Below are 19,124 nucleotides of genomic sequence, written 5' to 3'. Positions count from 1 at the left end.
CGTTCCATCAGTGTCCGTCGGAAGCCATCGGATGTTCGTTCATGCGCATCAAGCCTGAATCCTTCGCCTTCATGGTGCTGCTCGGGCTGCTGGCGGCAGTGCCATATTCCGGCATCGACATCAATCTTCCGGCACTGGCGGCCACCGGCTCCACATTTGGCGTGAGCGCGTCGGACGTCGGGTTGACGACGAGTGCCTTCATGCTCAGCCTCGCAACAGCGCCGCTGATCTATGGACCCGCCTCCGACCGCCTTGGCCGCAAGCCGATCCTGGCATTCGGCCTCGCGCTGTTCGTCGCCGCCAGTTTCGGCTGCGCGCTTGCTTCCTCGCTACCGGTTCTGCTGGTGTGCCGTTTCATTCAAGGCATCGGCGCGGCCGCAACCGCCACCACCTTTGCCATCATACGCGACCTCTTCGACGGCACCGCGGCACGAGGCAAGATCGCCAACGTCATGGTCGCAGTCAATGTTGCCACCGTGATCTCGCCCACCGCGGGGGCTGCCCTGCTGGCGGCTGCCGGCTGGCAATCGATCTATGCGACCCAGGCTGCGATGGGACTGGCGCTGCTGGTGGTCGTGATGTTTCGTTTCGCCGAAAGTGCGACCATCGCTCCATCCGCCCGCCTGGTGCCCGCGGCCGTAATTGACAGCTATCGCCGCGTCCTGACGCATCCAGTTTCTCTTCCCTACATCCTGGTCGGTGCGGCGGGCGGCGCGACGGTGTTTGCCTACGTCACCGGCGCCTCGCTCTTCTTCGTCGGGGCCGTCGGGCTTTCGCCCGAGCAATACGGCCTGATCTTCAGCGCCTGCTCGGCTTCCGTCATGGGCGGCGCCTTCCTCGACGGACAGCTCGGCCGGCGCGGGATATCTTCGGCATGCATGCTCGCCGCCGGGCTGACGCTGTCGTCAGTGGCCAGCGTCGCCCTGCTCGCGATGACATTGGCCGGCTGGATGCCCACGGTGCCTGTCGCCGCGCTGCTGATGGCGGTCGCGCTCGGCTTCGGACTCAGCGTGCCGAACGTGGTGAGCGCGACGATGCAGCACTTTCCCGACATCGCCGGCGCCGTCAGCGCTGCTGCCGGAAGCATCCAGCTAATCGCCGGTGCCATATCGAGCGGACTGGCGGCGGCTTGCTTCGACGGCCGGACCGCGCTCTCGACGACGGCGGTCATGGCTGCGTCAGCGCTCCTCGCGCTCGTCCTGTATTTCCTGGTCGCGCGTCCCGCCGACCGTCGTTTGCAATCTCAGACGATCGAGCGGCTGATGGGCGCCGGCTCGATGCCGAAATCGACCGCGAGCTGATCATCCGGCGGCTGCTGATCATGCCCAAAAGGCGGCGGCCCGTGACTGGCCGCTTGCGCCCGCGCGAAAAACATCAGTCTTCGCCGCGTTCAATGTCCTGGTTTCCCTTGCAGGAGCAGCCATGCGGATCAATTAATTCGCACGAAACTGTGACAGCGATCGCCGAAGCGATGGCCGCCGTGAACGCTGCACATGATCGCGCATGCCATTTTTACAGAGGTAACCATTTCGTCTCGACCAGACATCATTCAGTAGCAGCATTGCCCCATCGTCGGCGCGGCCAGCGCGGCTACACCCGCGGTCACGCAATTGTCCCATCGCCTGCTCCGGTCGCGAAAGGAACGATTGCGTCAGTGAGTTTCGCGACCTGATGAGGCTTCTGGAATGTTATACCATTTTCTGCTGGCATCGTGGGGCACATTGGGAAACCTCTCTCCTCTCCTGACTGCGGGACGGAAATTGCGCCGGAATGGTCATCATGTCCGGGTGATGGCGGATCCGGCAATGCGTGCCGAAGTCGAGAGCGCCGACTTCGAATTCGTGACATGGCGCCGCGCCCCGACGGACGAGGCCGCCGATCCGACAGATCTCTCGGACATGTCGCAATGGATACGCCGCGTCGTATTCGACCCCTGCTCGGCCTATGCGGCCGATATCCGGGACGAAATTCGCCGCGGGCCGACGGATGCGGTTCTCAGCTTGGACGTATTGTTCGGCGCCGCGCTCGGAGCGGAGGCATCGGATGTGCCCCTCGCTCTTTTATCCCCCCATGTCAGCCTGCGCACCCTGCCGGGAATGCCGCCGGCCACGAGCGGGTTGGGCCAACCGAAAACTCCGCAAGAGCGTGCCGAAGTCGACGTGGCCAATGCCGCCGTATCGCAGATGCTGAATTCGTTTCTCCCTCTTCTCAACCGGGCCCGCGTCGATCTGGGACTCGCCCCGCTCGCGGATGTCATGCACCTGTTCGATCGGGCCGACCGGCTTCTGCTCGCAACCAGTCGGGCGTTCGACTTTCAGGCTGATGCTCTGCCGTACAATTTTCGCTATGTCGGGCCGCTGCTCGACGTGCCGAACTGGTCCAAGGCCACGCAACCCAATTCGCGGCAGGCCGCCACCTGGCCAGCACCGTCCATGCGATCGAGGCGCCGCCGCGTCTTGATCGCTTGCAGCACCGGCGCTCAAGGCCAGCGCGATCTGTTTCAACGCGTCGTCAACGCGATGGGCATGCTCGAGATCGATGCCATCACGACCACTGGCCCCAATCTGAAGGTTACAGATCTGCGGGCTCCGCAGAATGTGCAATTGATCAGCGGCGCTCCCCATGACCTGATCATGAAAGACGTTTCTGCGGTGGTGTCGCAAGGCGGCCACGGAACCGTCACCCGTTCGCTCCTCAACGGCTTGCCGCAGCTCGTTCTTCCGATGGGGCGGGATCAGGCCGCGAACGCGGCGCGGGTCGAGGCCAGGGGCGCCGGGCTTCGATTGCCGCCAACGGCCTCGGAGATGGAAATCGCCGCGGCAGTGGACCGGCTGATCACCGAGCCGCAATTCACGACGACGGCTCGCTTCCTCGGCGAGGCCATCAAGGTCGATATCGATCGGTCCTGCCTCGTCGACGAGATGGAGACCATCGCCGCCGCCGGCCGCCGAATGAGACGGCCGTCCCCTGCAACGACGGCGTCTCGTCGCGCCTGACGAACCTCGATGCGGCCGCCCGCCTATTGCGTGGCGGCAGATGCTTTACGAGACCTGCATTCTGGCGATTACCCCGGCTGATTGGGTTCGTCGTCAGCCGCTCCTCTATCGATATCCCGGCAGACGCTGGCGGCGACCTGATAGGAGCGATAGGCCGCGGCGGTGTCCTGGATGAACGTGATGATCATGAGTTCGTCTGCCTGCGTTCTCCTGATCATCGCCTGGATGCCGGAACGCACCGTTTCCGGCCCGCCAACGATGGCGTAGGACAAACGGTCGGGCATGGCTGCGACGGGCGCCGCAATCGCGTCCGTCGCCGATGCCGGCGGCTTCTTGCGAAACCATTGCACCAGGATCGGCCGGACGCCAGCCATCATTTCCTCCGCTTCTGCATCCGTGTCTGCCGCGATGATAAAGGCCGACACCATCGCATGCGGAGATCGCATTGTGGCGCCCGGCCGGAAATGCGCGCGATACGCCTGCATGGCAGGAATCAGATCATCGGGCGCAATATGGGTCCCGTAGCAGAACGGCAAGCCGAGCTTGCCCGCCATTGTCGCCGAGGCCGTTGAAGACCCCAGCAACCAGACGGGTACATCGATGCCGCGCCCAGGTGCATGTGGACTATCGCCTGATTGCGGCTCGCGCAGGAGCGCCAACAATTCGTCGAGGTCAGCGTCAAATCGCATGCGCGCATCGGGCGCCTTGCGTAGCATGCGGAGCGTGTCAGCGTCCGACCCTGGTCCGCCCGTTGCGCGTCCGATTCCGAGATCGATCCGGCTGGGATGAAGCGCCGCTAATGTTCCGAATTGCTCGGCAATCAGAAGGGGCGAATGGTTGGGCAACATTGCGCCGCCGGAGCCGACGCGGATCGATCGCGTACGGCTCGCAACATGAGCAAGCACGACGGGTGGCGCCGCATTGGTCAGCCGCGGCACGTTGTGATGCTCGGTGAACCAGAAGCGTCGATAGCCCAACGCCTCCGCATGCTGCGCTCGCTCGACAGTGCGGGCCAGAGCTTGACGCGTACCGTCGCCATTGTACTTCGGAGAAAAATCGAGCATCGAGATCGGAAGCGATCTGTCCATCATGAATCCCTTTGTGTTGTCCGGCCCGATCCTTCGGCCATGGGGCTGCCAATGAAGCGGCGTCGTGACGACGCCTTCACTGGCCGCGATCTCCAGGGCCCGGGTGCTCAGCCGATATTCTGTCGTAAAGACGCGCAGCGCATAGCCTGCGCTTCTGGACAGAACGGCCAGCAAGATCGCCAATCGGCGCTCAGGCGACGGCCGCTTTCAGATGACGGGCAAGTATCTCTGCGAACACCTTCACCTTCGAGGAGATGTCGGCGCGCGAGGGATAGGTGAGTTGGAGTCTGACCGAAGCCGAAACGGGGAAGGCCTTCACGAGAGCGCCGGACGCCAACGCCGTTCTGCATAGCGACCCGGGCAGGAGGCCGATGCCCTGACCGAGCAACACCAGTTCGCGGATGAACGTGAAACTGTCGACCGTAACGTGGAACTGAGGCAGGACCCCGCCATCGAGGCACTGTTCGAAAAGGCGGCGCAGTTCCGGCTGCTGTGGACCGATCAGCCGCGTTGCCATGGCGATGCTCGCCGGAGCACCGTGGCGGCGCATATAATCGGCGCTCGCATAAAAGCCCAGTTCCATGTCGAGCGCCCCCCGCACGACGGCGTCCTGGGGATTGGCGGCACCGATCCGCAGTGCGACATCGACATTCTCGGAGACGAGGTCGAGCACCGCGTTGGTCGGAACCACATTGATCCGCACCTTCGGATATGCCGCGCAGAATTCCGAGATAGCCGGGGCAACGATCCTTGCCGGAAAGTCCGCAGGCAGCGTCATGCGGATCTCGCCTGCATGAGATGGTCCGACCTGCTTCAGATCGGCGAGTGTATCGGCCAGGGACGCCAGGGCGCCCTCCGATCGCTGATACAGATCCTGCCCTTCGGCGGTCAGAGCGAAGGCGCGTGTCGACCGTTTGAAGAGGCGAACGCCCAGCGAGCTCTCGAGATTGCGAATGCGCAGGCTCACGGAAGACCGCGGCATCCCTGTCCGGCGTGCGGCTCCGGAGAAGCTGCCCGCGCGAACAACTTCAATGAATGTCTTGAGCGCGTTGAGATCCATCAACGCGCCCTCAGCGAGCCGTGATCCTTGATGGGATCACGGGCGAAATGGCGTGCCGCCTCCGGAAGCCAGCGATGAGCGCTCCGGCGGCCATCCCCAAGTATGGATGGGCGGGATCGGGAGTGTTTGAGAGTCCGCATCTATCGCGCGATAGTACGATATCGGGCGCTGTCCCCTTCTTCACATCCTCGTTTTTACGAACGCCTGCAGGAAGATGGGTTGGTCACGGTCAGGGATGAGACATCCGGGGATCGGGGACCTTCGCACCATCGTTCGACTCGATCCCTCGCTCGATCTGTCGGTCGATATGACCCTTCAGAAGCCGGGTGCCGCAAGGCGCGCACGCTATGGCAGGGGTCCGACGATCATTTGATCGTGCCGTTGGGCGATACCGGGCAGGAGATTCATATTCTGCTCCCGTGGTTCGGGGATGTCGCGGAGATCGCGAAAGAATTCCTCGTGCTTTCGCGGTGTCGAGATCAAGATGTGGCGCGCATCACGGGAGCCGACATTCGTGAACCCATGAATCATGCCTTTCGGAACCTGCACGCGTGCCCCAGACCCCACGGCCTCGGTCTGGTCGCCGATGAGATATTTCAGCGTTCCCTCGAGAACGACGAACAGCTTATCCTCGGATGCGGAAATATGAGCCGGTGCACCGAAGCCTGGCTTGATCGTCATGTCCAGAATCGTGAACGGGCTTGTGCTGGAATTGATGATCCTCGTGCTGATCCCCGCGAAATCAGTCTGCTCGAATGTGGTTGCGATGCCAGCTTCCATTGTCGGTCTCCGAGGCTCGAGTGGGCGTCGGTTCATACTTCGTCGCTCCGGGGCATCGCGCATAGCCCAAGCCTCTGGACAGACCGGCCAAGACAATCGCCAATCGTCCGCATTGGGATGATGTCGCAATCTCAGAACCGCACGTGCCAGATCCACGGCACCACGCGCCCCTCGCGGCGGAGGGGTAGAGGCGGACCGTGCCGGCCATCAGTCGTCGGGCGTCCGACCCTCAGTCTAAAGCTGCGGTGCATTGCGGATTGCTATTCGCCAGTGAGCCGAGCGACCCGCCGTTCTCCTTGCCCGACGGCATTCCCGCGAGGCAATGGTGCGCCCCGCAGGCTGATGCCACCGGACGACCCGTTGCACCGACCTCAGCAAGCGAAGGGACACGGCCGAAAGTCCTTTGCCGCGGGCGAATTCCAATTGGCACCGCGCCGGCGGCGCCAGCTCAATTCACCTGGGCACCCGAATTCTTCACGATCGGCGTCCACTTCTGCACCTCACTCGCGACAAAGGCCTTGAAGGCCTCAGGGGTCGAGCCCTGGACGATGAAGCCCTGCGCCGCAAAGTAATCCTTGATGTCGGGAGACTGCATGGCCTTGTTCACTTCCGCGCTCAGCTTCTCGACCACCTCGGGCGGCGTGCCGGCCGGCGCAAATAGGCCTTGCCATGACAGCGCCTCGAAACCCTTCAGTCCCGATTCATCCAGCGTCGGCACGTCCGGCAGCAGGGGGTGCCTGGTTTTCGAGGTGACGGCCAGCGCGCGAATCTTTCCGGCCTGGATCTGCGGCATCAGCACCAGGACGTCGCCGAACGTGACCTGGATTTGACCGCCCATGAGGTCGGTGAGCATGGCCGCGCTTCCGCGATAGGGAACGTGCACCATCGAAACATCGGTCGCCTGCTTGTACATCTCGCCGGTGAGATGCATCGACGTGCCGTTGCCGGCCGAACCGTAACTCAGCTCGCCCGGTTTCGACTTGGCCAGGGCGAGAAACTCGGCCGGCGTGTTCGCCTTGACGTCGGGATTGACGGCCAGCACCAGCGGCGAGTTCACCATCATCGACACGGGTGCGAAGTCGTTGATCACGTTATAGGGCAACTTCGGATACAGCGCCTGCGCGATGGCGTTGCTGCCGGTCACCCCCGCCAACAGGTTGTAGCCGTCGGGTGCGGATTTGGCCACGAAGTCGGCGCCCAGGGCGCCGCCGGCGCCGGGGCGATTGTCGACCACCACCGGCTGTCCCCAGGCCCCGGCGAGTTTTTCTCCCACACGCCGCGCCAGCACGTCGGTGCTGCCGCCAGGCGCGAACGGCACCACGATGTGGATCGGCTTGTTCGGGTAGGTTGATTGCGCATTGGCCAGTGCAGGCATGAGCATCGCGAAGCTGGCCAACGCCAGCGTCGCACAGCGCGACATCGGGAAACGGATCATGGGCAACTCCTTGCGAGTGGGTTGGCGAATTCAATTGGAGCGAGGGATCCCCAACCGCCGCCACCGGCGGTTTCGATAATCAGCAGGTCGCCGGCGGACCATGCGATGCGGGCGCGCGCAGGCAAGAGCTCGATCGCTCCGTCCACACGCAAGACCCGGGCCATCGACGTTGCGCCGGCCCCGCCGCCTCGAGCACCGCGCGCACGGCCGACATGGCGCTCGCCCCGATAGGCGATCCACCCCTGGCCTTCGAGCAGCCGATAGGCGCGCCGCACGCCGTCGCCGCCACATTGCAGACCGGCGCCGCCGCTGCCGCGGCGGATCTCGTAGCATTCCACACGCAGCGGCGCTTCGGTCTCGATCACCTCCACGGGGGTATTGCGCGCATTGCCGACGTCGGTGGAGACACCGGCGCGGCCGGGCGCGTGGACGCTGGCACCGGCGCCGCTGGCAATGATCTCGGTGAACATCCAGCGTTGTCCGTCCGCCCGCGTGCCGCTGAGCGCGAGGACGGTAGCCACCCCGGCGTGCGGCGCCACGCCCATCCCGCCTGCCGACTGTGACCAGGCTCCAAGAATCGCGTTGCACGCCAGCTTCACTGTCGCCGTGCGCGCATTGACCGCCGCCGGCAGCACCGGATTGACCAGGCTGCCGGGTGGAAGCTTCAGTGTCAGTGGCGCAAGGCAGCCGGCATTGTTGGGTGCGTCCGGTGCCAGCGTGCGCATGAAGAACAGAGCCGCCGACAGCATCGCCGCCGGCGATGCATTGAGCGGCCCCCTCACCTGCGGCGCGGTCCCCTCGAAGTCGATGACCAGTGTGTCACCCTGCTTGCGCAAGCTCACCGCGATGGAAACCGGGGCGGTGTCGATGCCGTCGCCGTCGAGTTGATCGCGCCAGGTCCATTCGCCGTCGGGCGCGGCGGCAAGGGCGGCGCGGGTCATGCGTTCGGTCTGCGCAATCAGGGAATCGCAAACCTCGGCAAAACGAGGTCCGGTGTGACGCGCGATCTGCTTCAGTTCGCGTGCGCCTTGCGTCAGCGCCGTCCACTGCGCTTCCAGGTCGCCACGCAGATTGTCAGGCGTGCGGGAGTTGGCGGCGAGGATGGCGTCGATATCGGGCCGCACGCCTTCGGCGCTGCGCCAGCGCACCGGCGGCAGGCGCAGGCCCTCCTGGTACACTTCGGTTGCGTCGGGCGGAATGGAGCCGGCGGCCATGCCCCCGACATCCTGATGATGCAAATTGGCGGCGGCGAAGGCGATCACCTCGCCATCGTGGAAGACCGGGTGGACCAGAGCCAGGTCCGGCAGATGCGTGCCGCCGGACCAGGGGTCGTTGAGCAGATAGGCATCGCCCTCCGACATCGTTGCGAGCGGAAAGCGTGCGAGCACACCGGCAACGGCCGGAATCAGCGATCCCAGCAACAACGGCAGCGAGCGCGCCTGGGCGAGCAAGCGTCCGTCCGGCAGGAACAGCGCCGCGGCACAGTCGCCGCTCTCGCGTGCGATGGACGACACGGCGGCGCGCATCATGCCATGCTGCATGCGGTCGGCCGTGCCTTGCAGCGCCAGACGCAGCGGCTCCATGCGCAGGGCGATGACCGGATCAGATACGACGTCGCGCGCGCGCGGCATCATGCCTTCGCCTCCAGCACCAGCGTCTGATCCGGCGTCAGCCGCCACGACCAGCCCGCCGGCACAAAGGCGGTGGTCATCGGCGCGAACAACGAATGCGGCCCTGCGCCTTCCGGCGGCAGCGAAGCCCACGAACTATTGCTCACCGTCAGGCGGACGTCGCCCTCTTCCGGACCGCAGAGCATGCCCAGTGCCGACATCACGCTGGCGTTCGGCATCACCTGCACGCAGCGGATGCCCACAAGTTCGGCAATCTCGGCCGCATGTTGCGCGCCGCCGCCGCCGATGGCGACGAGCATCGCATCCGCCGGATCCAGGTTGCGCTGAAAGGCGTGGGTCTTGAGCGCCTCCGCCATCCCGGCGGCAGCCGCGCCCACGACGGCTTCAGCGGTTCGAAGCACCGACAAGCCGAGCGCGCCGGCCACGCCGCCAAGCGCGGCCTCCGCGGCGGCGCGGTCCAGCACGATGCCGCCGGCCAACCGGGGCGGCAAGCGGTCCAGGACGCACAGCGCATCGCTCAGCGTCGGCAAGCCACCGCCGAGACCAAAGGCGGCCGGTCCTGGCCAGGCTCCTTGCGAGCGCGGCCCCAGGCGCAGCGCGCCACCCGGCAGCACCGACACCACGCTTCCACCCCCGATGCCGATGGAGGCGATATCCGCGCAGCGCTGACGGATCGGCAAGCCGCCGCATTCCAGCGCATCGGTAAAGGTCGGCCTGCCGTCGAGCAGAATGCTGATGTCGGCGCTGGTGCCTCCGATATCCAGAACGATCGCGAGACCGGAGGCTGCGAGACCGGCGGCCACGCCCTGCAACGCCGCGCAGGGACCGGACATGGCAAGACCGATCGGCTGCTCGGCGAGATCATGCCAGGGCGCAGTGCCGCCGGCCGATCGCATCAGGCGCAGCGGGGGCAAGCCACGTATCTTCAATGCGTCGGCCAGCGCGTGCAGATAATCCGCTGCCAGCGGCTTGGCATAGGCGTCCAGCGCCGTAGTCAGCCAGCGCTCGAATTCCCGCGGTTGCGGATCGACTTCGCTGGACAGTGAAATGTGCAAGCTCGGAAGGCGCGCATGCAGCGCCGCACGCAGCGCGCGCTCATGGGTCGGATTGCGGTGCGAGAACAACAGACCGACCGCCAGCGCGCGCACGCCGGCGTCGCCCACTACATCCGCAATGGCGTCCACGGCCGACAGGTCGAGCGGCTCCACCTCGCGCCCCTCGGCATCGATGCGCCCGCCGATTTCGAAACGCAGCGGCTCCGGAAACAGCTTTGCTTCGGGCACGGCCGGCATGATCACCGGTTCATACAGTTCCTTGCGGTCCTGGCGTGCCAGGACCGGGACGTCGCGCATGCCGCGCGTCAGGACAAGGGCCACCGGCGGCTCGTTCAGCTCCAGCAGCAGATTGGTGATGACGGTGGAGCCATGCACGACGCGGCCGACGTCATCTGCCCCGATGCCCGCCTGCGCGCACAGCCGATCGAGTGCCTCGACGACCGGCTCCGCCAGCCGGCGTCCGGCGCGTGGATGTTTGAGCGATGCAACTTGCCCGTCGCTCCGCAAGGCAACCGCATCGACGAAGGTGCCACCCATGTCCACAGCGAGCGACCAGGACGCGTTCAACGGAAGCGCTCCGGCGAAAACGGCGTCAGGTCCACCTGCGTCGGTCGTCCGGCCACCAGATGCGCAATCTCGCGGCCGGTCGCCGCGCCCATGCACATGCCCATATGGCCATGGCCGAAGGCGAGCCAGGCGTTGTCGGCCGCGCGGACCGGACCGACTACCGGGAGACTGTCGGGAAGACAGGGACGATGGCCCATCCAGCGCGTAAAGGACGACGTGTCCAGGTGCGGGAATAATTGCTGTCCCTGACGGAGCAGTGCATCGGCACGCGCCATGTTGGGTGGCGCTTTCAAGCCGGCAAATTCCACCGTGCCGGCCAGCCGCAGACCCATGGCCATCGGGTTGACCATCAGATTGTGCTCCACCGCCATCACGGTGTGGCGCAGGGCCAGGTTCGAGCTCTGCACCGTGACGTGGTAACCGCGCTGCGTCTCCAGCATCACCGGGCTGTCGAGCTGTGTCGCCAATGCGCCCGACCAGGCCCCGGCTGCCACCACCACGCCGTCCGCTGCCAGCGGCTCGCCCTGCTCCAACAGCACTGCCGTGACGCGCCGGCCCTGCCGCTCGAAACCACGGACGCGGTCGCGGACGTGACGTGCGCCGTCGCCGATGCAGCGATTGTAGATCGCCTTGACGAGGGCAGATGGATCGGACGTGGAGCCGTTATCGGGCGCCAGAATGCCGAACCGAAAACGTCCCTTGAGGTCCGGCTCGAGACTTTCCAGCTCGTCCTGCTCCACGTCCTGCATCCGCACGCCCAGCGATCGCCGCAGGTTCATGCCCCAGGCCCACTGCGCCGCCGTCTCGCGAGAGGAAAAGACGTACAAACAGCCGCTACGCCGCACCAACTCCCGGGCATCGGCATGGGCGAGCAGCGGATCATAGCAGTCGAAGATGGGCGCCAGCAGCGAACGTAACGCGGTGGCGATGCGGGTCACCTCTTCGCGTGATGAATGATGCAGCATGCGCAGCAGCCATGGCGCCACGAGCGGGGCATAGGCCCAACGCACCGTCAGCGGTCCCAAGGGATCCAGCAGCCAGCGCGGGACCTTCTTCCACATGCCCGGCATGCCCACCGGCAGGCAGGCGCTGGGCGAAAGCGAGCCGGCATTGCCGAAGGAGCAGGCCTCGCCCGCATCCAGCGGGTCGACGAAGGTCACCGCGTGGCCGTCGCGCTGCAGCCACGCCGCAGTGCAGGCGCCGACGATTCCCGTTCCTATGACGACAATGTGCATGCGGGAATTCTGAAAAATAATTCCCCCATCACACAAGCCAATTCTTTTAATATCGGCATCAGGTTTCCTGATAGTCGATCCGTTCGAGCGAGGATATGTGATGCGGCCCGCCATTCTCTCCACTCTTAGCCTGCGCCAGATGCGCGCCTTTGCCGCGGTCGCTCGAGCGGGCAGCTTCACGGCGGCGGCGCGACAGATCAACCTGACGCAGTCGGCAGTCAGCATGCTGGTTCAGCAACTCGAGGAGACCCTCGGGCTGAAACTGTTCGACCGCGGCGCGGTCGTGTTGTTGACGGCGGCCGGCCAGCAATTGCTCCCCCTGGCGCGCCGCATCCTGGATGACGTGCAACAGATCGCAGAGGGCGCTTCGGACCTTCGCTCCCTTCGCACCGGCCTGTTGCGCGTGGTAGCGCCGCAGATGCTGGCATGCACGTGGGTCGCGGCAGTGCTGGGCGAGTTCGAGCAAGCCCATCCGGATGTCGGCCTGCGCGTGATCGACGCGATGGCGGACGAGGTGGTGAGCACGGTGCGCCGGGGCGAGGCCGAACTGGGCGTTGGCCCGGAGCGCGCCACCGGCGAGGATGTCACCAGCACATTCCTGATGGATGTGCCGATCCGAGTGGTCTGCTCAGCGCAGCACCCGCTGGCGCAGCAACACGCCGTCTCGTGGAAAAAGCTCCGGGACGAGCGCTGGGTCATTTATTCCAGTGAGTTCAACCGGCACTTGGAGAGCCTGCTGCATGCGCACGATAGCTCGCTCTCCATGCAGACCGCCGTCGAGGTCAAATATCTGACCACCGCTTTGGCGTTGGTGGGCGTCGGCACCGGCCTGGCGGCCGTTCCCGACTACGGACGGCTGTTCGCGCCGAATTTCGACGTGCGTTTCATCAAGCTGCGCGCTCCGGAAATCCGCCGCCGCTACTATATATATCAACGACGCGGGCTCGTGCTCTCGCCGCCGGCGGAGGCGTTCGCGAAGCTGCTGCGCCAACGCGCGGCACGCAGCGGTGGGTGAATCCGTGCACCCGAACGTGCGAGCGCACGGCTCCCGGCGTGGCCATGGAAGTCCCACGTCTGACGAGCGCATAATCAGGCCGCCGTGTCGCCGAACCACTTTTCCCCTGACGATCCGACAGGCCATGCGCGTCTGGCACCTTCCGGAAGTGCCGGCAGCAGACGCCAATGATGACGAACGGTCGCCAGCTTAGATGCTGCGATAGCGCTCGATACGTGAGAGCTCGGGCGCTATTCCGAGCCCCGGTTCTTGATCCAACTCAACTGCGCCCTCCCTCACGTCAAGAACCGGGCCGCAACAGAGATCGCGCAACGGGTTGTCGTTGACGTCAACCTCCAGCCAGCCATGCCCGCCGATGCCGGCGAGGAGATGCGCGGACGCAAGCAAGCCCAGGCCTCCGCCGAGATAGTGCGGACAGAACGTCTTGCCCGCCTTCAGAATGTCGCGGGCCAGTGAACTGCACACGCTCAGCCCGCCCCATTTCGCAATATCGGGCTGAACCACACCGAGCACGTCGTCGGCGAGAACCTCCTTGAAGCCCTCGACACTCGAAATGTTTTCGCCGGCGGCAATCGGCATCTTCGTTGCGGCGTGCAGCCTGCGCCATTCCGCGCGCGGGCGATCGGCCCGAATCGGCTCCTCCAGCCAGCGTAGATCGAACTGGGCAAGCCGCGGCAGCATCTCGATCGCCTGCCTGACTGACCAGCCCTGATTTGCATCGGCGGCAAGCATGCCGGCGCCGAGGATCCCACGCAGCGCGGCCAAATTGGCAATATCGGTTTCGGCGCCGAACCCGACCTTCAGCTTCAGCGCGCAATGGCCGCGCTCGAGCGCGGCTTCCGCCGTCTGCGCCGCGCCGGCGGGATTGATGCCGCTGGCGTAGACCTTGATCTTGCCGGACTGTCCGCCGAGCAGCCGCCATAGCGGCAACCGCCGACGCCGTGCGCAGAGATCCCACAGCGCAAGATCGATGCCCGAAATCGCCTGCGCAAACGGACCGGGCTCGCCGCATTGAATCACCAGCACTTCGATGGCCTTGGTCAGGGTCTCGAACGCCTGAGTGGGACCATCGAATTTGCGCCCGATGAGCGCGGGCGCAAGCACCTCGTTGATGAGCCGGGCGCGATGCTCCGCGCCTGGCGCTGGAAAGTTGCACCAGGCTTCACCCCATCCCTCGACGCCGTCTTCGTCGACTGCGCGAACGAAGACGGCGGGACGGTTGAGCATCTTGCCGAAAGAGGTCACCACCGGCATTGCCAGCGGATAGCGATAGCAGAAGGCTTCGATCGAACGGATGGTGAAGCTGTCAGTCATGTTGCAATTCCTGCAAGACCACGCCGGACCGCCATCATCCTAGTAGGCGCGTGCGAAGTCACCTTCCAGCTTGATGTCGGCAAAGACCGGAAAGCGCGGCTTCCAGCGCGTGCCCTTGGCCGTGGTCAGCTCGCTGAGCCGTTCGAGCACGTGGAGACCATCCTTGCTCAGGCTCGCCGAGACTGCCGCGCGGTCCGGGAAGTTCTTGAGGACGGCATCGAGCCAGATGGTCCGGCCCGCCAGGAAGCCGCTTGCGCCTGCGGCATAGGAATAGTCGAGCACGCGCTCGAACTTCTCCGGCGCGGCGCCGCCCGAGAGCAGCACCCAGGGAATGTTGCGCGCGCGGCAGATATCGCCGATCGCATCGAACTCCTTCTGCGCGGCTTTCGCCTCGGCGCTGCCGTCACGTGCCGGCAGGCTGCCCGCCGCAAGCGGGCTCTCCAGCTTGAGGAGATCGACGCCGTATTCGGGCTTGGCGAACTCGCGCACGCTGTCGATGACGAGGCCTGGCAGCTTGCCCGGCGATTCCACGTAATCGGCGGTGTGATTGGCGCTGCCGAGAAACGGATAGACGAGCAGCTCGAGCACATAGGGAATGTCGTGGCGGGCGCAGTCCTCGCCGATCTCGCGCACGAACTTCTTCTGGTGCTCGTTGACGGCGGCATCGGCGTCGGGCCGGTACCAGGCCAGCACCTTGACGGCGTCGCCGCCCATGGCACGGATCTTCTCCACGCTCCAATTGGTGATCGCGCGCGACTTGCGGCCGCCCGCGGTCTCCTCGACGCGGTGCTCTTCCAGCGTCATGATGAGGCCGCAGCGCGGCGGCAGCAGGTCGATGGCGGCCGGCACGGCAAAGTTCGGGTCGAACAGCATCGAGCTGCAATGCGGCGCGAGGTTCTCGACCAGGAGGCGCTTGGCCGCCGTGACGTCGGAAAACTCGACCTGCTCCCGCGTGATGCCCTTGGCTTTCGCGATGGCATCGAACAGTGGCGGCCGCTGATCCAGCGCGACCATGCGAAAGTGGCCGTCCGCGTCAGCAAGCCGTGCCAGGCCCCGGTTCTTTCCAATCGCTCTCATGGCTTCGTCCTCATGAATACAAGACACTCATTGATGGTGGGGATTCCATTGCGGCCGCCGGCATGGCGGCATTTCATGGCGGCCGTGGCCGCCGAAAACGCCATGGCGGCGCGCACGTCGATGCCGGCGCCGATCGCAAGCGCATAGGCGCCGTGGAAGACGTCGCCCGCGCCCGTGGTATCGACGACGTCGACGGCATAGGCGACCTGCCGATGCAGCTGGCCGTTTTCGTGCCAGCTCACGCCGCCCTCGCCGCGCGTGACGGCGATGACGCGGCACCCGAAGCGCGCCAGCGTTGCGAGGGATTTATCATCGGCCGATCCGGCAAAGGCTGTGAGCGCGGGCTCGGAGAAGATAGCGTGATCAGTCAGCGGCAGCAGCCGCTCGAACACTTCGGCGTCGGCCATGTCGCCGTCCAGCACGGTCGGAATGCCGCGCGCACGCGCCTCGCGGAACAACGTGGCCGCGCCCTCGACCCAGCGCGGATCGGCCAGAACGGCGGAGGCTTGCGCGACGATCTTGAGCGGAATCCAATCGGCTGCTTCCGGATACAGGCCGCGAAAGTTGACGATCTGGCGTTCGCCGGAGCTGTCGACGATGATTCCGGAGACCGACGAGCGACCAGCGGGAAACAGCCGGAAGTTCTCGACGTCGACGCCTTCGGCGGTGAAGGCCGACTTCATCTCATGGCCGGCAGCATCGTTCCCTGCCCGCCCCCAGAACGCGACAGACGCGCCGAGCTTCGCCACCGCGACGGCAGCATTAGCAGCCATGCCGCCGCCAAGCGTGCCGTACTCGACCGCCCTGATTTTCTCGCTTCCACCCGCGAACGGCCGATCGACGCGCCAGACCTGGTCGAGCGCGGACAGCCCGAGACAGATCACGTGCACGGGCCTCTCCTTGGACGCGACGTCCGCCAGCGCCGAGAGGTCACCGATGTTCACCGACACGCTCACCGCAGAACCTGTCCATTGATGGCATCGAACAGATGCGTCTTGCCCGGCTGCGGGCGCAGGCTGATGCGATCGCCGACCTTCGGCCGCAACGCCGGATCGACCCGCGCAATGGCGGGACCGCCGGCGAGGTCGAAATGGATCAGCGTGTCCGAACCGAGCGGCTCGACCAGCTTGACGTCGATGGCGATGCCATCGGCGGCATCGGTCGCGACGGCGAAATGTTCGGGGCGAATGCCGAGCACGGCGTTACCGGCCTTGCTGAGGCGGCTTGCGGTCTCGCCGTCCAGCGCCACCACCGTTCCACCTTGCGAAAGAACTGCCTGTTCCTGGCGCCACTCGACCGGGAAGAAATTCATCGCGGGCGAGCCGATGAAGCCGGCGACGAATTGGTTGGCGGGCCGCTCGTAGACCGTCTCGGGCGTGTCGTATTGCTGGATCGTGCCACTCTGGAGCACCACGATCCGGTCCGCCATGGTCATGGCCTCGATCTGATCGTGGGTGACGAAGACCATGGTGGTCTTCAGCTCCTGCGACAGCGCCTTGATCTCGGCGCGGACCTGCCCGCGCAGCTTGGCGTCGAGGTTGGAGAGCGGCTCGTCGAACAGGAACGCCTTGGGATTTCGCACGATGGCGCGTCCCATGGCGACGCGCTGGCGCTGTCCGCCTGAGAGCTCCTTCGGCTTGCGGTCGAGATAAGGCTCGATGTGCAAGAGCGCGGCGGCGCGCCTCACGCGCGCATCAATTTCCGCCTTGGACACTCCCCGCAGCTCCAGCGCGAACGACATGTTGTCGTAGACGCGCATATGCGGATAGAGCGCGTAGTCCTGGAACACCATCGCGATGTCGCGCTGCGCGGCCTGCACGCCGTTGACGCGCTTGTCGCCGATATAGAGGTCGCCCGACGAGATCGGCTCGAGGCCCGCGATGATGCGCAGCAAGGTCGACTTGCCGCAGCCGGACGGGCCGACGAACACGACGAACTCGTGGTCCGCGATCTCCAGATTGAGATCGGGGATCACGGTGAAATTGCCGTAACGTTTGGTGAGGTTGCGGATCGAGATCGAGGCCATGATCGCTCAGTCCAGCGCCAGCACGGGCTTGATCAGCTCGCCTTTGGCGAAGCGGGCGAAATTCTCAGGGAGTGTCGAGAGGCCGAACTCGCCGTCGACGAGGACGCGATACTCGTCCTTGTACTTGCGCAGCAGCTCGACATTCGGCTCGAAATCCGAGACCGGGAAATAGAAGGTCCGGATCATGTAGAAATCCTTGCGGCGAAACACCTTGCCTTCCTCGATGGTCCACGGCGCCGCGTTTTCGCCGACGAGCACCAAGGCGCCGCGCGGCAGGACCAGCTCGATGCCGAGATTGCGCGCCGCATGCGCGCCCGAGCATTCCATGATAAGGGCAAAGCGCTTGGAGGTGTCGCCGACCGGGTGCGCCTTCGCCCCGAAGGATTGCGCGATCCTGAGGCGCGCGGCGTTGGGGTCGGCGACATTGACGTCATCGTAGCCGAGTGCGCGGAGCGCCAGTACGACGCCGAGACCGACGGGCCCCGCCCCCATCACGAGCACCGGTCCGGCCTCGGCCGGCGACACCACGCGGCTGACGAAGCGCACGGCATGGCCCGAGGTGCCGATGGTGTCGAGCAGCAACGGCGCGAGGCTGTCCTCGATGTCGTCGGGGACCGGGAGCAGGCAGTTTTCAGGCACCGGCACGTATTCGGCATAGCCGCCCGGCCTGTTCCAGCCGATCAGGCTGGAGACCTCCAGGCACATCTGGGTGTCGCCGCGCTGACAGGCGGCGCAGCGGTCGCAGTGCAAGGGGATATAGACGGCGCAGCGCCGGCCATGCAGGCGATGACCGGGCTGCTCGACCACGCCGAAGATCTCGTGGCCCGCGGTGAACTCGGCACCCTTGTGCCAGAGCTTGAAGTCCGAGCCACACAGCGCGGTGCGCGAGACGCGCACCAGCACCTCGCCCTTGCCGACGTCGGGCATCGGCACGCGTTCGATGGTGATGCGATCGTTGCCGTGGAAGACCGCGGCCTGCATGATCGAATTCGGACGGGATAATACATTCATGAGACCTAACCTTTCACCGCGCCGAGCGTCAGTCCGGACACGAGCCAGCGCTGAACCAGGGCCGCCAGCACCAGCGGCGGCAATGCGATCAACGTCGCCGCCGCCATGAGCGCACCCCACTGCGTCGACCCCTCGCCGATGAAGTTGAAGGCCGCCGCGATCAGCGTCTTGGTGTCGCCATTGGAAAGCACCAGCGCAAACAGGAAGTAGTTCCAAGAAAACACGAAGGCGAGGATCGCCGAGACCGCGACGCCCGACGCCACCAGCGGCAGCGCGATGCGCCAGAGGATGCGCGTGACGCTGCATCCGTCCACCTGTGCCGCTTCAAAGACGCTGCGCGGGATGCCGTCGAAGGACGGCAGCAGGACCCAGATCACGATCGGCAGCGTGATCACGGCGTGGCTGAGGATCAACGCGCTATAGGAGCCGATCATGCCGACCTGCCGGAACATGACGTACCATGGCAGCAGGAACAGCGTACCCGGCGCCATGCGCGCCGCCAGCGTCAGGATCGCGGGCCAGGAAATCCGCGTCCAGGAGACGGCGAAGGCGGCGGGAATGCCGAACAGCAGTCCGAGCGCGGTCGAGCCCACGGTGACGATGAGGCTGTTGAGCGCATAGCTCAGGAACGGTGTGGTTCTCGTCAGCTCGACATAGTTCTCCAATGTCGGCGTGAAAACCAGCGTCGGCGGATAGGCGGTGACCTCGAAGGAGGGCTTGAACGAGGACAGCACCATCCAAACCGTCGGCGCCATGATGAGCACGCCGGCCAGCACGAGCTGCACCAGGTTGAGCCGTTGGATCCAGCGGTCGGTGTTGGCGGCATCGGTCATG

16 protein-coding genes are annotated in these 19,124 nt (G+C 65.4%); 3 read left to right on the top strand and 13 right to left on the bottom strand.

Features of this window, described 5'->3' with window-relative positions:
- Window positions 1–41 precede the first annotated feature (41 nt).
- Together EDE08_RS21410 and EDE08_RS21405 are read left to right on the top strand one after the other, a co-directional pair.
- On the top strand, window positions 42–1,301 hold the full coding sequence (locus EDE08_RS21410; RefSeq protein ID WP_165936079.1) for an MFS transporter: 1,260 nt from the start codon (window positions 42–44) through the stop codon (window positions 1,299–1,301).
- A gap of 708 nt (window positions 1,302–2,009) precedes the next feature.
- Window positions 2,010–2,996, top strand: coding sequence for a glycosyltransferase (locus EDE08_RS21405; RefSeq protein ID WP_245524848.1), 987 nt, complete (start codon window positions 2,010–2,012; stop codon window positions 2,994–2,996).
- Between the two features lie 68 nt (window positions 2,997–3,064).
- On the opposite strand, the gene EDE08_RS21400 is transcribed toward EDE08_RS21405, so the two are convergent.
- The 7 genes from EDE08_RS21400 to EDE08_RS21370 form a co-directional block, all read right to left on the bottom strand.
- On the bottom strand, window positions 3,065–4,267 hold the full coding sequence (locus EDE08_RS21400) for an LLM class flavin-dependent oxidoreductase (RefSeq protein ID WP_245524847.1): 1,203 nt from the start codon (window positions 4,265–4,267) through the stop codon (window positions 3,065–3,067).
- 7 nt (window positions 4,268–4,274) lie between these two features.
- A complete protein-coding gene (locus EDE08_RS21395; protein WP_245524859.1) occupies window positions 4,275–5,144 on the bottom strand; it encodes a LysR family transcriptional regulator in 870 nt (289 codons plus the stop codon).
- A gap of 345 nt (window positions 5,145–5,489) precedes the next feature.
- Window positions 5,490–5,924 carry a cupin domain-containing protein gene (locus tag EDE08_RS21390; RefSeq protein WP_131870793.1) on the bottom strand — a complete coding sequence of 145 codons (435 nt, stop codon included), beginning with the start codon at window positions 5,922–5,924 and terminating at the stop codon, window positions 5,490–5,492.
- A 448-nt stretch (window positions 5,925–6,372) separates the two neighbouring features.
- On the bottom strand, window positions 6,373–7,359 hold the full coding sequence (locus EDE08_RS21385) for a Bug family tripartite tricarboxylate transporter substrate binding protein (RefSeq protein ID WP_131870792.1): 987 nt from the start codon (window positions 7,357–7,359) through the stop codon (window positions 6,373–6,375).
- Window positions 7,356–8,993 (bottom strand): hydantoinase B/oxoprolinase family protein, encoded by a 1,638-nt coding sequence (locus EDE08_RS21380; RefSeq protein WP_131870791.1) that lies wholly within the window; start codon window positions 8,991–8,993, stop codon window positions 7,356–7,358. Before EDE08_RS21380 ends, EDE08_RS21385 begins: the two co-directional genes overlap by 4 nt.
- On the bottom strand, window positions 8,990–10,612 hold the full coding sequence (locus EDE08_RS21375; RefSeq protein ID WP_131870790.1) for a hydantoinase/oxoprolinase family protein: 1,623 nt from the start codon (window positions 10,610–10,612) through the stop codon (window positions 8,990–8,992). Before EDE08_RS21375 ends, EDE08_RS21380 begins: the two co-directional genes overlap by 4 nt.
- The gene (locus tag EDE08_RS21370; protein ID WP_131870789.1) at window positions 10,609–11,847 is read right to left on the bottom strand and encodes an NAD(P)/FAD-dependent oxidoreductase; all 1,239 of its coding nucleotides are present in this window, start codon (window positions 11,845–11,847) and stop codon (window positions 10,609–10,611) included. The genes EDE08_RS21375 and EDE08_RS21370 overlap by 4 nt, the downstream gene beginning before the upstream one ends.
- Window positions 11,848–11,947: 100 nt before the next feature.
- Between EDE08_RS21370 and EDE08_RS21365 the strand changes: the two genes are divergently transcribed.
- A complete protein-coding gene (locus EDE08_RS21365; protein ID WP_131870788.1) occupies window positions 11,948–12,862 on the top strand; it encodes a LysR family transcriptional regulator in 915 nt (304 codons plus the stop codon).
- A 189-nt stretch (window positions 12,863–13,051) separates the two neighbouring features.
- Here EDE08_RS21365 and EDE08_RS21360 read toward each other — a convergent pair whose 3' ends face one another.
- The 6 genes from EDE08_RS21360 to EDE08_RS21335 are packed head-to-tail and all read right to left on the bottom strand — an operon-like array spanning window position 13,052 to window position 19,123.
- Window positions 13,052–14,176: a mandelate racemase/muconate lactonizing enzyme family protein gene (locus tag EDE08_RS21360; protein ID WP_131870787.1), complete on the bottom strand. Its 1,125-nt coding sequence runs from the start codon at window positions 14,174–14,176 to the stop codon at window positions 13,052–13,054.
- 39 nt (window positions 14,177–14,215) lie between these two features.
- Window positions 14,216–15,253 carry a tagatose 1,6-diphosphate aldolase gene (locus tag EDE08_RS21355; protein WP_131870786.1) on the bottom strand — a complete coding sequence of 346 codons (1,038 nt, stop codon included), beginning with the start codon at window positions 15,251–15,253 and terminating at the stop codon, window positions 14,216–14,218.
- Window positions 15,250–16,197, bottom strand: a complete 948-nt coding sequence (locus EDE08_RS21350) for a sugar kinase (RefSeq protein WP_245524846.1) — start codon at window positions 16,195–16,197, stop codon at window positions 15,250–15,252. The genes EDE08_RS21355 and EDE08_RS21350 overlap by 4 nt, the downstream gene beginning before the upstream one ends.
- Before the next feature lie 8 nt (window positions 16,198–16,205).
- Window positions 16,206–17,279, bottom strand: coding sequence for an ABC transporter ATP-binding protein (locus EDE08_RS21345; protein WP_131870784.1), 1,074 nt, complete (start codon window positions 17,277–17,279; stop codon window positions 16,206–16,208).
- Window positions 17,280–17,285: 6 nt separating this feature from the next.
- Window positions 17,286–18,290 (bottom strand): zinc-dependent alcohol dehydrogenase family protein, encoded by a 1,005-nt coding sequence (locus EDE08_RS21340; RefSeq protein WP_131870783.1) that lies wholly within the window; start codon window positions 18,288–18,290, stop codon window positions 17,286–17,288.
- Window positions 18,291–18,295: 5 nt separating this feature from the next.
- Window positions 18,296–19,123: a carbohydrate ABC transporter permease gene (locus EDE08_RS21335; protein WP_131870782.1), complete on the bottom strand. Its 828-nt coding sequence runs from the start codon at window positions 19,121–19,123 to the stop codon at window positions 18,296–18,298.
- Between the last annotated feature and the right edge of the window lies 1 nt (window position 19,124).

The organism is Bradyrhizobium sp. R2.2-H (assembly GCF_004346455.1).
Lineage (GTDB): Bacteria > Pseudomonadota > Alphaproteobacteria > Rhizobiales > Xanthobacteraceae > Bradyrhizobium > Bradyrhizobium diversitatis.
The sequence above is the reverse complement of the archived record's forward strand: the minus strand, read 5'-3'. Positions and strand labels throughout refer to the sequence as shown.

Bases quoted from the DNA above. Each gene is read 5' to 3' on its own strand.
- EDE08_RS21410 (WP_165936079.1), top strand. From the start codon at position 42: ATGCGCATCAAGCCTGAATCCTTCGCCTTCATGGTGCTGCTCGGGCTG.
- EDE08_RS21395 (WP_245524859.1), bottom strand. From the start codon at position 5,144: ATGGATCTCAACGCGCTCAAGACATTCATTGAAGTTGTTCGCGCGGGC.
- EDE08_RS21365 (WP_131870788.1), top strand. From the start codon at position 11,948: ATGCGGCCCGCCATTCTCTCCACTCTTAGCCTGCGCCAGATGCGCGCC.
- EDE08_RS21390 (WP_131870793.1), bottom strand. From the start codon at position 5,924: ATGGAAGCTGGCATCGCAACCACATTCGAGCAGACTGATTTCGCGGGG.
- EDE08_RS21385 (WP_131870792.1), bottom strand. From the start codon at position 7,359: ATGATCCGTTTCCCGATGTCGCGCTGTGCGACGCTGGCGTTGGCCAGC.
- EDE08_RS21380 (WP_131870791.1), bottom strand. From the start codon at position 8,993: ATGATGCCGCGCGCGCGCGACGTCGTATCTGATCCGGTCATCGCCCTG.
- EDE08_RS21345 (WP_131870784.1), bottom strand. From the start codon at position 17,279: ATGGCCTCGATCTCGATCCGCAACCTCACCAAACGTTACGGCAATTTC.
- EDE08_RS21335 (WP_131870782.1), bottom strand. From the start codon at position 19,123: ATGACCGATGCCGCCAACACCGACCGCTGGATCCAACGGCTCAACCTG.
- EDE08_RS21370 (WP_131870789.1), bottom strand. From the start codon at position 11,847: ATGCACATTGTCGTCATAGGAACGGGAATCGTCGGCGCCTGCACTGCG.
- EDE08_RS21355 (WP_131870786.1), bottom strand. From the start codon at position 15,253: ATGAGAGCGATTGGAAAGAACCGGGGCCTGGCACGGCTTGCTGACGCG.
- EDE08_RS21340 (WP_131870783.1), bottom strand. From the start codon at position 18,290: ATGAATGTATTATCCCGTCCGAATTCGATCATGCAGGCCGCGGTCTTC.
- EDE08_RS21360 (WP_131870787.1), bottom strand. From the start codon at position 14,176: ATGACTGACAGCTTCACCATCCGTTCGATCGAAGCCTTCTGCTATCGC.